This is a genomic window from Streptomyces sp. NPDC103540, assembly GCF_055584445.1.
Genome location: NZ_JBVJMA010000003.1, coordinates 13032 through 26578, shown reverse-complemented (window position 1 = coordinate 26578; position 13547 = coordinate 13032). Strand labels below are relative to the sequence as shown.

The window sequence follows — 13547 nt, the reverse complement described above, 5'->3', positions numbered from 1 at the left end:
TCCGTTTTGCCCCTTCTCCTCCTCCCCTTGAACCAGGCCGTGGGCCGTCAACCGACCACGTCACACCCCGGCTCCTACGAGCCGGGGTAGTAAAAGGGATGTTTGGGGAAGTCCGGGGACACGGGTTACCAAGGATGGGCAAGCCCGGCACCGACGGCACACAGGCCGCAGAGCCGGGTCCTTTCTTGCCTGATTCACGTCCTTGTCCCCGGCCCCGGAGGTCCGCACATGTCCGCGAAGCGCGTCAGCACCCGTCGTATCCGCACCGCCATCACCGCCACCGGTCTCGGTGCGGTCCTGGCGCTCGGAGCCGGCACGGCCGCCGCCTTCGCCGACGAGGCCCCCTCCGCGATGCCCGCCACCGTCGAGCTGGCCGCCGTCCAGGCGCAGGCCGACGCCCAGGCCAAGGCCGCCGCCGCGCAGTCCACCCTGTGGGCCAAGCCGGTCAAGAGCTACACGCTCTCCGCCACCTTCGGTCTCGGCGGCAACATGTGGTCGCACAAGCACTCCGGCCAGGACTTCGCCGTCCCGACCGGCACCCCGGTCAAGGCCGCCGCGGCCGGCACCGTCGTCAAGGCCGGCCCCAACGGTGGCGGCGACGGCCCCGCGTACGGCAACGCCGTCGTGATCAAGCACGCGAACGGCAAGTACTCCCAGTACGCGCACCTGTCGAAGATCCAGGTCAACATCGGCCAGAAGGTCGCCGTCAACCAGCAGATCGCGCTGTCCGGCAACACCGGCAACTCCAGCGGCCCGCACCTGCACTTCGAGATCCGCACCACCCCGAACTACGGCTCGGCCATCAACCCGATGGCCTTCCTGCGGGGCGTCGGCGTCAGCATCTGACCCGGGCGGTACGCGGCCCCGGCCGCACCGCCACAGCCCGAGGGCCCCGGACGTCACCACGTCCGGGGCCCTCGGGCGTTCCGTCGATCGGCGGCCGGCCGGGACCCGATCGGGAGCCGGCCGGTCGGACGGCTAGACCAGCCAGGAGTGCGTCGGGCGGGTCTTCTTGTCGAGCTTGTCGTTCTTCATGCCGGTGATCTGCGCCTGGCCCAGTGCCTGGTCGAAGATCCGGATGTGGTCGAGCGGGCCGTCCCAGGCGGCGCTCCAGATCCCGTGGTGGCGGGCCCGGCCCAGCTGGAGCGGACCGGGGCCCGCCCAGATGCCGGCGACCTGGGCCTGTCCGGCCTGCTTGTCGTCGACCCACAGCGCGATCGTCTTCTTCTCGGCGTCGTAGGTGCCCGTCAGCAGGGCCCACGTCCGCGTCGTGTCGACGTTGTCGGCGACGACCTGCTGGGCCGTGGCCCCCTGGCCCTTGTCGCCGGTCTGGACCCGGAACACCCAGGCCTTCTTGCCGTTCACGACCTCGAAGCCCAGCTCGAAGGAGTACGAGTCCCCGTCGCCCTGGCTCACCGCCATCCGGGAGCCGTTCTCGGCGACGTTGTAGGCGCGGGTGGAGACGGTGAAGCTCCTCGTCACGTCCACGGCGGCCTCGGAGCCCTGCGCGTAGGAGTCGGGCGTCCCCTTGAAGCGCACCTCGGTCCGCTTGGACAGCTCTCCCAGGGAGGCGCCGGGGCCCAGGGCCACGGCCAGCTTGCCGCTGCGGTCGCGCAGCAGGTTGGGTTCGCCCGGCACGGTGGGGGAGTCGTCCTCGGAGGGCTTCGGGTCGGGGGACTCGGCCGTGCCGCCGGAGGGGTCGGGGGAGCCGGAGACGGCGGTGGCCGGCTTGTCGGCGGGGTCGTCGGAGTCCTTCAGGAAGAACCAGGCGGTGCCGCCGGCGACGAGGGCGAGGACGAGGCCGCCGATCCCGAAGGTCAGCAGCCGGCGCTTGCGCTGTTCGGCCTCGGTGCGGTCGGCCAGCGCCTGCCAGTCGGGCTGCGGGGTGGCGCTGAAGGTCTCGGGGGCCGGGAACGCCGCCTGGGGCTGCGCCTGCGGCTGCGCGGGTCCGGCCGGCGGCGGCCCGAAGCCCTGCCCCTGCCCCTGCCCCGGGGCCGGTTCGGACCGGTACGGGTTCGGCTGCCCCGGCTGCGGCGCGCCGTACCCGCCGGGTATCGCGCCCGGCGGGTATCCGTAGCCGCCGCCGCTCCCGGGGGCGGGGTCGGGCTGGGGGCTGTGCGGGCGATCCGTACCGTCAGTCATGGCACGGATGCTAAGACATGGGCCCGTCGCGGCGAACGGCCCCGTCGGTCCCGGAGCCGTATCCCGTCGGTCCCGGAGCCGTGCCCCGGCGGTCCCGGGCCCGCGCGCCGCCGCCCCGCGGGCCCGTACGCCGCCCCGCAGGCCCGCGGGTCAGCCCGGGAGCTGGACGATCGGGAAGCTTCCCGTGGCCGTCGGGGCGTGCTCCGGGAGCCACAGCACCGCCACGGCGCCGGCGGAGGCGCCCTCGGCCACCGACCCGCCGGGCGCGGCGACGTTGCGGAACGTCAGCCGGGCGCCGAGGACCCGCGCCTGTCCCTCCGCGATGGTCAGTCCCAGGCCGTGGCCGACGCCGGCGCGGTCCGTGGAGCCGGTGCGGAAGCGGCTCGGGCCCTCGCGCAGCAGGGCCTCGGGGAAGCCGGGGCCGTGGTCGCGCACGCGCACGACGCGGCCCTCGATGTCGACCTGGATCGGGGCCTTGCCGTAGCGGGCGGCGTTCGCCAGCAGGTTGCCGAGGATGCGCTCCAGGCGGCGCGGGTCGGTGCTGACGATCTCGTCCGCCACGACCCGTACGGTCGCCTCGGGCATGAGCGTGGCCACCCGGCGGCTGACGAACTCGCCCAGGGCCACGTCCTGGAGCTCGGCCCGCTCGGAGGCGCTGTCCAGCCGGGCCACCTCCAGGACGTCCTCGACCAGGGCCCGCATGGCCTGGGCCCGGTCGCGCACCAGTTCCGTCGGCCGGCCGGGCGGCAGCAGCTCCGCGGCGGTCAGCAGGCCCGTCACCGGGGTGCGCAGCTCGTGGGCGATGTCGGCGGTCACCCGCCGTTCGGCCTCCAGCCGTTGTTGGAGGGCGTCGGCCATGGCGTCCACGGCGCGCGCGAGGTCGTCCGTCTCGTCGCGTACGACGCCTCCCACCGCGTCCCGTACGCGGACCTCGGGGTCCCCGTGCGCGACGCGCTGGGCGGCGGCCGCGGCCTTGCGCAGCCGGCTGGAGATCTGGCCGCCGATGAGCACGCCGAGGGCCGAGCCGCCGATCACCACGGCGAGGGAGCCGACGATGAGCGCCTGGTCCAGGTCCCGCACCATGTTGGCGCTCTCCCGGAAGGGGTGGTGGAGGGACAGCACCTGCCCGTTGCCGAGCGGGACGGCGGCCCACACCTCCTGCTTGCCCCTCGGGTTCTCCTGGATGTAGGTGCCGCGCCGGCCCGACCGGGCCTTCTCGCGCAGTTCGGCGGGCAGGTCGGGGTCGTTGAGCTTGGCGCCCCAGATGGGCTTGCGGCCGGCTTCGGCGTTCACGGCGATGAACTGGACGCGGGCCAGCTCGCCGTCGCGGGCGCTCTCCAGCATCGAGACGCGGGCGGCGCTGTGCACCACCAGGCTCAGGGCGAGCGCGGTGAGCGCGCCGACGGCGGCGATGGCGAGCGTGATCTTCCAGCGGATCCCCGTGCGCAGGGTGAAGCGCCTCATATGGTGGTGGCCCTCATGCGGTGGTGGTCCTCACGCGGTCGCGGTTCTCATGCGGTCGGACCTCATGCCTTGAGCTTGTAGCCGAAGCCGCGGACCGTCTCGATGCGGTCCTGGCCGATCTTGGTGCGCAGTCGTTGGACGTGGACGTCCACGACGCGGGTGTCGCCGCCCCAGTCGTAGTCCCACACCCGCTCCAGGAGCCGGTCGCGGGACAGGACGGTGCCGGGGGCGGAGGAGAACTCCAGGAGCAGTCGCATCTCGGTGGGGGTCAGGGCCACCGGGGCGCCGGCCCTGCGGACCTCCATGCCCTCGGTGTCGACCTCCAGGTCGCCGAAGGACAGCACGCCGCGTTCGCCGGAGTCGTCCGCGTCGGGGCCGCCGTAGGCGCCGTTGTGGTTGCCGCCGGCGTGTCCGAAGCGGCGCAGGACGGCGCGGATGCGGGCGACCAGCACGGAGCCGTCGAAGGGCTTGGTGACGTAGTCGTCGGCGCCCGCCTCCAGGCCCAGGACCACGTCGATGCTGTCGGCGCGCGCCGACAGCATGATGACGGGGACGGTGGACTCGTCGCGGATGCGCCGGCACAGGCTCACGCCGTCCATGCCCGGCACCATGACGTCCAGCAGCGCGATGTCGGGGCGGTTCGCGCGGAAGGACTCCAGGCCGGACAGGCCGTCGGGCATGGCGGTGACCACGAACCCGTCGCGTTCCAGCGCCAGGGTCGTGGCCTCGCGGATGACGTCGTCGTCCTCCACGAACAGCACATGGGTCTCCGCCATGCCCAGCCTCACTTCGTGTCCTCGCCGCGGTCGTCCGTCTCGCGCGGGCCGCGGTGCTCCCGTACGTCAGTTCTTGGTGATGGCCGGTGCGGGTTGGCCCCCGCCGTCGACCACGTTGCTGTACTCCGTGTGCACCCGGTCCAGTTCGGTGAACTTCTCCCCGTCCCAGCGGTAGGTGATCACGTCTTCGCCGGAGGGGTAGGCCAGGGCGTCGCTCTTCGCGTACACGGGCTTGTTGACCACGAGGTCGCCCCGGTCGATCTCGGCGTAGACGGGTGGTCGCTCGTCCGAGAACACATTCTCGTACTTGCCGGCCGCCGACCGGTACACGTACGAGCCGCGGCCGAGCGCGTCGGCGCAGGACAGCACGTTGACCACGATGTCGACTTCCGTGTTCCCGGTGACCTTGCCGTAGCTGACGTCCACCGGGTACTCGTTGCCCGTGCAGGGCTTGAGGTCCCGTTTGACGGCGGAGCTGACCTTGGGGTCCGCCTTCAGCAGGGCCACCGGGTCGACCTTCTTGACCGGGTTCGCCGTGCCCGCGGCGGGCGAGTGGCCGGGCCCGGCCGGTTCGGTGGCCGCCTCGGCCGTCGGCGGGGTGCTGCGCACCACCGGGTCGGTCCGGGCGGGGCCGCCGTCCCGCAGACCCGTGCCGCCGGTGGAACATCCGGCCGCGAACAGCACTGTGCCGACGAGGACGATCGTCCCCGTCGACATCAGCACCAGTGAAGACCTGCCGCTCAGATCTGGGCCCCTCAGGCCGCGCACCGCTCCCGCCCCTCGTCACGGATGGTGTGGTCACCGCGTTCCAGCGCGCGCAGGTCCAGGTCCCGACTCTCCAGTTCCTGCCGGAGTCGGGCCAGGGCGCGGTGCAGGGTGCTCTTCACGGTTCCCGTCGACATGCCGAGCGCCGCGGCCGTTTCCTCGGTGCTCATCTGTTCCCAGTGTCGCAGGACCACCACGCTGCGCTGCTTGGGCGCGAGCACCTTGAGGATGTCCATCAGCAGGGCGCGGTCGGCGCGCTGCTCGGAGCCGTCCTCGACGGAGGCGTCCGGGAGCTGCTCGGTGGGGACCTCGTCGAGCTTGCGGGCCCGCCACCACTCGGTCCGGGTGTTGATCATGACCCGGCGGAGGTAGGCGTCGGCCAGGGACTTGTCGGCGATGCCCTCCCAGCGGCCGTAGGTGCGCACGAGCGCGGTCTGGAGGAGGTCCTGCGCGTCGGTGGGGTCCGGGACCAGGCGACGGGCGCTGCGCAGGAGCGCGTCCTGCCGGGTGCGTACGTACTCCTCGAATTCGAGTACCTCGCCGTGCGCCATCCTGACCGCCTCCGCCTGCCGTCCACCGAACGTCCCTGCCTTGTGGATCCGAAGTTACGGACGGGTTGTCACGGCACTGTGCGGGTCAGCCTTCGGTGGGCGCACGGACACCCGTAGGTTGTGTAACAACGCCCGTGAGCTGCGGTTTCGTGGGCGGAAGCGGAATCTGTGCCTCAGTTCGATGGGGTCCGGGGTCCGCGGGCCGGCGCCGCGGAGGGGCGGGGCCCGGCGCCGAGGAGGGGCGGGGCCCGGCGCCGCGGCGTCCCCGCTCAGCCCTGCGGCAGGCGGTACATCCCGTGCGCGAGCGGCTCCACCAGCCCGTCCGCGACCAGCCCGTCCAGCGACCGTGCCCGCTGCACCGGCTCGTCCCACACCGTGTCCAGCACCGACTGCGGAACGGGGCCGACCGCCTCCCGCAGCACGGCGAGGAGCTTGCCGCGCACCTGCCGGTCGGTGCCCGCGTACGTCTGACCGCGCCGCGGCGGTCCGTCGTGCGCGGGCTTGCCCGCCAGCCGCCAGGCGCACTGCCCGGCCACCGGGCAGCGCGCGCAGTCCGGGCTCTTGGCGGTGCACACGAGGGCGCCCAGCTCCATGGAGGCCGCCGCCCAGCGGGCCGCCGTCGGCTCGTCCTCGGGCAGCAGCTCGCGCGCCAGGCGCCGCTCGGCGGCGGTCGTCGCGTTCGGCGGGTACTCGACGCCGGTGGTGGTGCGGGCGAAGACCCGGCGCACGTTCGTGTCCAGCACCGCGTGCCGCTGCCCGTACGCGAAGGAGGCCACCGCCGCCGCCGTGTACTCGCCGATCCCCGGCAGCGCCAACAGCTGCGCGTGGTCGCGCGGTACGTCGCCCCCGTGCCGCTCCGTTATCGCCACCGCCGCGCCGTGCAGGCGCAGCGCCCGCCGGGGGTAGCCCAGGCGCCCCCAGGCCCGTACGGCCTCGCCCGGCGCCTCGGCGGCCAGGTCGGCCGGTCGGGGCCAGCGGGCGATCCACTGCTCGTAGACCGGCAGGACCCGGCTGACGGGCGTCTGCTGGAGCATGAACTCGCTGACCATGACCCCCCAGGGGCCGGCCTCGGGCCGACGCCAGGGCAGGTCACGGGCGTGCTCGTCGAACCAGGTGATGACGGACGAGTGCAGCAGCGCGCGCGCACGCGCGGCGGAGGTGTCTGAAGGCGATGCAGTCATGGCACACGCATCCTGGCACGTTTCGGGTTCAGTGCGCCGGGCCCCGGCCGGTGAACCAGACGGCCAGCGGATTGCCGGAGCCCCGCACGGCGGAGGTCAGCCGCGTCATCGGACCGGCCAGGCCGAGCACGGCCAGCGTCCCCAGGGAGGCGCCCAGGAGCAGCCCCATCGCGACGTCGTGCGGGTAGTGCGCCCCGACGAACACCCGGGAGTACGCCATCAGCACCGCAACCGGGAGCGTCAGCAGCGCCAGCCGGGGCGCGGCGAGCGCCACGCCCACGGCGGCCGCGGCGGCGATCGCCGAGTGGTTGCTGGGGAAGGACCAGTCCCCGTAGGGCGGGCACGGCAGCAGGGCCGCGGCGGCCCCGGCCACGGCCCGGCACGGCCGTTCCTCCTCGATGGTCGACTTGACCCCCTCGGAGGCGACGTAGACGAGGGCGGTGACCAGCGGTGCCAGGACCGCCAGGGCGAGCGCCCGGGGGGCCTGCGCGCGCGCCCGCCACCACACGGATATGTAGAGCACGGCGAAGAGCAGGAGCCCGTATTCGGTGAAGACCTCGACTGCCGACTGCAACCAGGGGGGTGCGGAGTGGGCGTAGTCGGTGATGTCGCGGTAGAGGTCAGAGCTGTCCATGGTCACTGACGGTACGCAAGGCCCCGGAGCGGTCGTACCGGGCCCCTGGCTCATACCGACCGCCCCCGTGTGCTCCCGCGGGATGATCATCGGCAAAACCTGTCGGAACCGCGGCATGTGGGGCACTGATCGCGGGGCGAGTTCTCGTAAGGTTCGGTGCGTGGGATCACTGCGCAATCCGGTCGGGCCGCTCCCCTCCTCCATCTACTGGCGGCGGAGGGCCGTGTTGGCGTCCGTCGCGGCGCTCCTCGCGCTGCTCGCCGTATGGACCGTCAGTTCCGGTGGCGGCGGCTCCAGTACGAACGGCAAGGGCGGCGGGGACGGCTCCGGCCCCACCAAGACCATCACCCCGGGCCCCTCCGGCACCGGGCCGGCGATCAGTCAGGCGCCCGGCGGCCGGACCGAGTCGGGCGCCGCGGCCGGCACCGGGTCGGGTTCCGGCTCGGGCGCGGGCGGCGTCGGCAAGAACGGCGAGCCGGGCGGTGGCCCGGGCGCCGGCGCCGCCGGCGGATCGACCGCGGGCGGCGGCGCCCAGGTCCCGGCGGACTCCCCCCTGCCCACGTGCGCGCCCGGCGCCGTGCAGTGGGAGGTCAAGAGCGTGAAGAACGAGTACGAGACGAACGAGAAGCCCCGCCTCGAACTCTTCGTCCGCAACGTCACCGGCAGCACCTGCAAGTTCGGAATCGGCCCGAAGCAGGCCGTCGTGACGATCCTTCAGGCCACGGGCGCCAAGGCCGTCTGGTCCTCCGCCGACTGCCCCACCGGCGCGGCCACCGCCTTCTTCCGCGTCCCGGCGCAGGGCGAGGCGAAGCAGTCGCTGGAGTGGGACCGCAGGTTCAGCGCCCCCGACCAGTGCCAGACGCCGCCGGCGGGCAGCGCCACCCCGGACACGTACGTGGTGGAGGTCAAGGCGAAGGACATGCCGGTGGCCCAGACCTCGTTCGTCCTGAAGCAGGACTGACCCGACCCACGGGACCCGACCCACGGGACCCGACCGTCGGGACCCGACTGACGGACCCGACCCACGGGGCTCCGGGAGGCACGCCGAAGGGCGCTCCCGGGGCCGTCGGCCGCCGGGGCCACGGGGAACTCCTAGACGTAGCGCTCCAGGATCGAGGACTCCGCCAGGCGCGACAGGCCCTCCCGGACGCTGCGCGCCCGCGCCTCGCCGACACCGTCCACGGTCTGGAGGTCGTCCACGCTCGCGGCCAGCAGCTTCTGCAGGCCCCCGAAGTGCTCGACCAGCCGCTCGATGATCGCCCCCGGCAGCCGCGGCACCTTCGCCAGCAGCCGGTACCCGCGCGGGGACACCGCCGAGTCCAGGGTCTCCGGCGAACCCGTGTAACCCAGGGCCTTCGCCACGATGGCCAGCTCCAACAGCTCCGGATGCGTCAGCGCGTCCAGCGCCGGCAGCGCCTCGTCCACCGTGCGGGAACGCTTCGCCGTCGGCTCCGGCACGTAGTCCCGGATGACCAGCTCGCGCTCCTGCTCGATGCCGACGGTCAGCTCGTCCAGCTGGAGCGAGAGCAGTCGCCCGTCCGTGCCCAGTTCGACCACGTACTCGGCGATCTCCGTCGCGATCCGGCGGACCATTTCCAGCCGCTGCGCGACCGCCGTCACGTCGCGGACCGTGACCAGGTCCTCGATCTCCAACGCCGACAGCGTGCCCGCGACCTCGTCCAGGCGCAGCTTGTAGCGCTCCAGCGTGGCCAGCGCCTGGTTGGCACGCGACAGGATCGCCCCGGACTCCTCCAGGACCCGTCGCTCGCCGTCCACGTACAGGGCGATCAGCCGCATCGACTGCGAGACCGACACCACCGGGAAGCCGCACTGCTTGGAGACGCGGTCGGCGGTACGGTGCCGGGTGCCCGTCTCCTCCGTGGGGATCGAGGCGTCCGGGACGAGCTGCACGCCGGCCCGCAGGATCTTGGTGAGGTCCTTGTCGAGGATCAGCGCCCCGTCGAGCTTGCACAGCTCGCGCAGCCGCGTCGCCGTGAACTCCACGTCGAGGACGAAGCCGCCCGTGCACATCGCCTCGACGGCCTTGTCCATGCCGAGGACGATCAGGCCGCCCGTGTTGCCGCGGACGATCCGCTCCAGGCCGTCGCGCAACGGCTGACCGGGCGCGACCGCACTGAGCGAGGCGCGCATGAGGGCGTCGTGCTTGGAGCTCGCGCCGGACTTCCCGGGTGCCGATGCCCCGTCCTTGGCTGCCACTGCACTCCTCCGGTCGCGGGTTGCGCCGCCTGCGTGGGGCCGGGCGGACCAGCACAAAGTCTACCGGCGCGGCCTGTGCGCCCGCCGAGCCTTGGCCCGCACCGCCCCCACGGGCGCCCGTGGGGACCCTTTGACCTGCCCCGGACCCCGCGCCCCGAAACTCCCGCCGGACGGCTCCGGCCGGACGGCTCCCGCCGCTACTCGGCGGCGGCCCGGTCCCGGGCGGGCGTGCGCGAGCGGCCGCGCGGCAGGACCCGCAGCGCGTCCCCCATGTCCGCGACCTCCGTCACCTTCATCCCGGCCGGCACCTTCCCCGGGTCCGCGGGAACCAGCGCGTGCGTGAAGCCCAACCGGTGCGCCTCGGCCAGCCGCCGCTGCACGCCCGTCACCCGCCGGACCTCGCCGGCCAGGCCGACCTCCCCGATCGCGACGAGGTTCTTCGGCAGCGGCACGTCACTGGCGGCCGAGGCCAGCGCCAGCGCGATCGCCAGGTCGGCGGCCGGCTCGGTCAGCTTCACCCCGCCCACGGTCGCGCTGTAGATGTCCCGCTTGCCGAGCGCCGTGATGCGCCCGCGCTGCTCCAGCACCGCGAGCATCATCGACACGCGCGAGGTCTCCAGGCCCGAGGTGGTGCGGCGGGGGGAGGGGATCTGCGAGTCGACGGTGAGCGCCTGCACCTCGGCGACCAGCGGCCGCTTCCCCTCCAGGGTCACGGTCAGGCAGGTGCCCGGCACCGCCTCGGCGCGGCGGGTCAGGAACAGTCCGCTCGGGTCGGCCAGACCCGTGATGCCCTCGTCGTGCAGCTCGAAGCAGCCGACCTCGTCGGTGGCCCCGTAACGGTTCTTCACACCGCGCACCAGACGCAGCCGGGCGTGCCGGTCGCCCTCGAAGCTGAGCACCACGTCCACCAGGTGCTCCAGCAGGCGCGGGCCGGCGATGGCCCCGTCCTTGGTGACGTGGCCGACGAGCAGGGTGGCCATGCCGCGCTCCTTCGAGGCCCGGATCAGCGCGCCCGCGACCTCCCGCACCTGGGCCATGCCGCCGGGCGCGCCGTCGATCTCGGGGGAGGCGATGGTCTGCACGGAGTCCAGGACCAGCAGGGACGGCTTGACCGCGTCGAGGTGCCCCAGCACCGCGGACAGGTCGGTCTCGGCGGCGAGGTACAGGTGATCGCTCAGGGCGTTGATCCGGTCGGCCCGCAGCCTCACCTGGCTCGCCGACTCCTCGCCGGTGACGTACAGGGTCCGGTGGTCGCCGCCGGCCGCCTTCGCGGCGACGTCCAGCAGCAGCGTCGACTTGCCGACGCCCGGTTCGCCCGCCAGCAGCACCACCGCGCCGGGCACCAGTCCGCCGCCGAGGACACGGTCGAGCTCGTCCACGCCGGTGCTGCGCGCCGTCGCCGTACGGCCGTCGACCTGGGCGATGGGCAGCGCGGCCGTGGAGACGCGGCCGGCCGCGGTGGTCCGTACGGCCGGGGCGCCCATCTCCTCGACGGTCCCCCAGGCCTGGCACTCGGGGCAGCGGCCGAGCCACTTCGCGGTGGTCCACCCGCATTCGGAGCAGCGGTAGGACGGTCGGTCCTTGGCGGATGAACGAGCGGTGCGGGCAGCCATACGGGCCACCGTAGCGGCCCGCACCGACAGCGGCGGGCGGGGGCCGACCGGGGGACGGCCGGGGCCGGGGTCGCCCGCGTCAGGGACGCCGTCAGCGGACCTCGGATCCGTTCACCCGTAAGAGCTAAAACCGCTGAAGGCTTCCGGGGCGCCGGCGGCGTGCCGCCTACGGTCGCCGAGTGAACAGCAGCAACCAGGGACACCCCACGGCGCGCACCGGCGCACACCGGGCGCACGGGCGCACGCCCTCGGCGGGGCCGGTGGGACCGGAGGGAGAAGAGGGCTCGATGGGACAGGAGGGATCGCGGGCCCCGGCCGCGTTCCCGGCCGGCCACGGGACGAGGGCCGGCAGCGGAGGAGGAAGCGGGACCCGGGCCGCCGCGGAAGCGGCCGGAGCCCCGGCCGGAGCCGCCGTCGGGGGCGCGGATCCGGGCCCGGGCCCCGAAGCGCCCGCCGCGGAGGGCCCCGAAGCGCCCGCCGCCGAGCCGCCGCCCTTCCGGCACGAGCCCTATCTCGACGGACTGTTCACGTACTGCCTGTCGGTCCTGTGCGACCACGACGTCGCCACCGACGTCCTCGGCGACGTCCTCGCCGTGGCCGAGCGGCACCCGGGCCGCTGCCCCGACGAGGGCGAACGGCGCGCCTGGCTGTACGCCCTCGCCCGTTGGGCCTGCCTGAGCCGGCTCGCCGAACGGCGGCGCGCCCGCCAAGGGGCGCATGCCGCCCGGCGCGCGCCGGAGCACACGGACGCCGGGCATGCGCCGGACGCGCCGCGGGGCCTCGACGTGAACGCCTACCGCCGCACCGAACTCGCCCGGCTCGCCTGGCCCGAGGCCGCCGGCACCACCCCGGAACAGCGCGAGGCCCTCGAACTCGCCGTCCGCCACCGCCTCGGCGTCACCGAACTCGCCTCCGTCCTCGGCACCCCCGCCCCCGCCGCCCGCGAGCTGCTGTCCGCCGCCGCCTGCGAGGTGGAGCGCACGCGCGCCGCCCTCGCCGTCGTCGAGACCGGGAACTGCCCGGTCGTCTCCCGCCTCACCGGCGGCGACGGCCCGGAGGAGGGGTACGGCGCCCCGGCCGGCCCCGGAGGGCTGGGCGGGCGCAGCGGCGACGTCCTGCTGTCCAGCACCCTGCGCGCCGAGCTGGTGCGCCACGTCGACGACTGCCCGCGCTGCCGCCGCGCCGCCGAACACGTCGGCGCCCGCGCGCCCTGGCCCGGCTCCGCCGGCGTCACCGCCGCCCTCCCCCTGGTCCCGGCCCCCCGCCGGGCCGTCCACGCCGCCATGCTGCGCTCCGGGCGCCGCCGCTCCGGCCGGCCCGTCCCGCGCTTCGACCGCACCGGCTTCCCCCTCGCGGCCAAGGACCGCGCCGCCCGCCGCGACCGGATCCGGGCCCGCGCCGTGACCACCACCGTCGTCGCCACCGTCATCGCCGCGCCCGTGATCGCCCTGTGGGCCGCCTACCGGGGCGCGCCCGTCACCGGCGAACCCGTCGGCGCCGAGGGCACCCGGATCTCCGCCGGTGAATCGCAGATCCCGCCGCCGGTCGGGGGCCTGCCCCTGACCGCGTACGAGAACCTCGGCAACACCGCCCACACCACCGGCGAACCGGGGTTCGCCCCGGGCAGCGCCGCCCCCGACGTCTCCGTCGAGGTCATCAGCTCCGGCCCGCCCGTCACCCCCGAACCGGGCGCCCCCGGCGCCCCCGGGCGGCTCACCGTGGCCGCCGCCGGCCAGGGTTCCGTGACCCTGCTGACGCTGAGCGCCTCCGGCGGCGCCCCCGTCGACTGGCGGCTCTGGTCCGACGCCCCCTGGCTGCGGGCGAGCCGGACGGCGGGCACCCTGGCCCCTGGAGAATCGGTCACCCTACGGATCACCGTGGACGTCGAGGCCCAGCCGGTCGGCGCCTGGTCGGCCCGCGTCGGCGTGGACCCGGGCGGCGCGGTGATCGCCATCCAGGGCCGGGGCCGCCCGGCGCCCCCCGCCGAACCCACCCCGACCCGCACCCCGCCCACCGCCGAACCGACGCCGGAGCCCACCCCGACCCCGACGCCCACGCCCACCCCGCCGGAGCCGACGCCGACCCCGACACCCCCCTCACCGACGCCGACCCCGAGCACGCCCGCGGAGCCCGGCCCGTCGGGGGGCCAGTCGGAAGGAACGGTTTCCCCGGGGCCGGCGACGTAGCGCCCCGGGGGGAAGCGA

12 protein-coding genes are annotated in these 13547 nt (G+C 74.5%); 3 read left to right on the top strand and 9 right to left on the bottom strand.

The annotated features are described in order from the left end of the window. Positions 1 to 228: 228 nt before the first annotated feature. A complete protein-coding gene (locus ACZ6ZI_RS08070; RefSeq protein ID WP_469517769.1) occupies positions 229 to 846 on the top strand; it encodes a M23 family metallopeptidase in 618 nt (205 codons plus the stop codon). A 132-nt stretch (positions 847 to 978) separates the two neighbouring features. Here ACZ6ZI_RS08070 and ACZ6ZI_RS08065 read toward each other — a convergent pair whose 3' ends face one another. From ACZ6ZI_RS08065 to ACZ6ZI_RS08035, 7 genes are all read right to left on the bottom strand, one after another. Next, positions 979 to 2142 carry a LamG-like jellyroll fold domain-containing protein gene (locus tag ACZ6ZI_RS08065; protein WP_469517766.1) on the bottom strand — a complete coding sequence of 388 codons (1164 nt, stop codon included), beginning with the start codon at positions 2140 to 2142 and terminating at the stop codon, positions 979 to 981. A 150-nt stretch (positions 2143 to 2292) separates the two neighbouring features. After that, positions 2293 to 3606 carry a two-component system sensor histidine kinase CseC gene (cseC, locus tag ACZ6ZI_RS08060; protein ID WP_469517763.1) on the bottom strand — a complete coding sequence of 438 codons (1314 nt, stop codon included), beginning with the start codon at positions 3604 to 3606 and terminating at the stop codon, positions 2293 to 2295. A 62-nt stretch (positions 3607 to 3668) separates the two neighbouring features. After that, on the bottom strand, positions 3669 to 4382 hold the full coding sequence (cseB, locus tag ACZ6ZI_RS08055) for a two-component system response regulator CseB (RefSeq protein WP_363062899.1): 714 nt from the start codon (positions 4380 to 4382) through the stop codon (positions 3669 to 3671). 66 nt (positions 4383 to 4448) lie between these two features. Beyond that, the gene (locus ACZ6ZI_RS08050) at positions 4449 to 5099 is read right to left on the bottom strand and encodes a hypothetical protein (RefSeq protein ID WP_469517758.1); all 651 of its coding nucleotides are present in this window, start codon (positions 5097 to 5099) and stop codon (positions 4449 to 4451) included. A 38-nt stretch (positions 5100 to 5137) separates the two neighbouring features. Next, the gene (locus ACZ6ZI_RS08045) at positions 5138 to 5698 is read right to left on the bottom strand and encodes a SigE family RNA polymerase sigma factor (protein ID WP_363062895.1); all 561 of its coding nucleotides are present in this window, start codon (positions 5696 to 5698) and stop codon (positions 5138 to 5140) included. A gap of 269 nt (positions 5699 to 5967) precedes the next feature. Continuing rightward, on the bottom strand, positions 5968 to 6879 hold the full coding sequence (locus ACZ6ZI_RS08040; protein WP_469517755.1) for an HhH-GPD family protein: 912 nt from the start codon (positions 6877 to 6879) through the stop codon (positions 5968 to 5970). A 28-nt stretch (positions 6880 to 6907) separates the two neighbouring features. Beyond that, complete coding sequence (locus ACZ6ZI_RS08035) at positions 6908 to 7513, bottom strand: phosphatase PAP2 family protein (RefSeq protein WP_469517753.1); 606 nt, start codon at positions 7511 to 7513, stop codon at positions 6908 to 6910. Between the two features lie 160 nt (positions 7514 to 7673). Between ACZ6ZI_RS08035 and ACZ6ZI_RS08030 the strand changes: the two genes are divergently transcribed. After that, positions 7674 to 8474 carry a hypothetical protein gene (locus ACZ6ZI_RS08030; RefSeq protein ID WP_469517750.1) on the top strand — a complete coding sequence of 267 codons (801 nt, stop codon included), beginning with the start codon at positions 7674 to 7676 and terminating at the stop codon, positions 8472 to 8474. A gap of 131 nt (positions 8475 to 8605) precedes the next feature. Here the strand turns inward: ACZ6ZI_RS08030 and disA are convergent, their stop codons facing one another. Further along, positions 8606 to 9730 carry a DNA integrity scanning diadenylate cyclase DisA gene (disA, locus tag ACZ6ZI_RS08025; RefSeq protein WP_363062888.1) on the bottom strand — a complete coding sequence of 375 codons (1125 nt, stop codon included), beginning with the start codon at positions 9728 to 9730 and terminating at the stop codon, positions 8606 to 8608. Positions 9731 to 9927: 197 nt separating this feature from the next. Continuing rightward, entirely contained in the window at positions 9928 to 11343 is a 1416-nt protein-coding gene (radA, locus tag ACZ6ZI_RS08020) for a DNA repair protein RadA (protein ID WP_469517747.1), read from the bottom strand. A 287-nt stretch (positions 11344 to 11630) separates the two neighbouring features. Between radA and ACZ6ZI_RS08015 the strand changes: the two genes are divergently transcribed. Continuing rightward, positions 11631 to 13529 (top strand): BACON domain-containing protein, encoded by a 1899-nt coding sequence (locus ACZ6ZI_RS08015; protein ID WP_469517743.1) that lies wholly within the window; start codon positions 11631 to 11633, stop codon positions 13527 to 13529. The last annotated feature ends 18 nt before the right edge of the window (positions 13530 to 13547 follow it).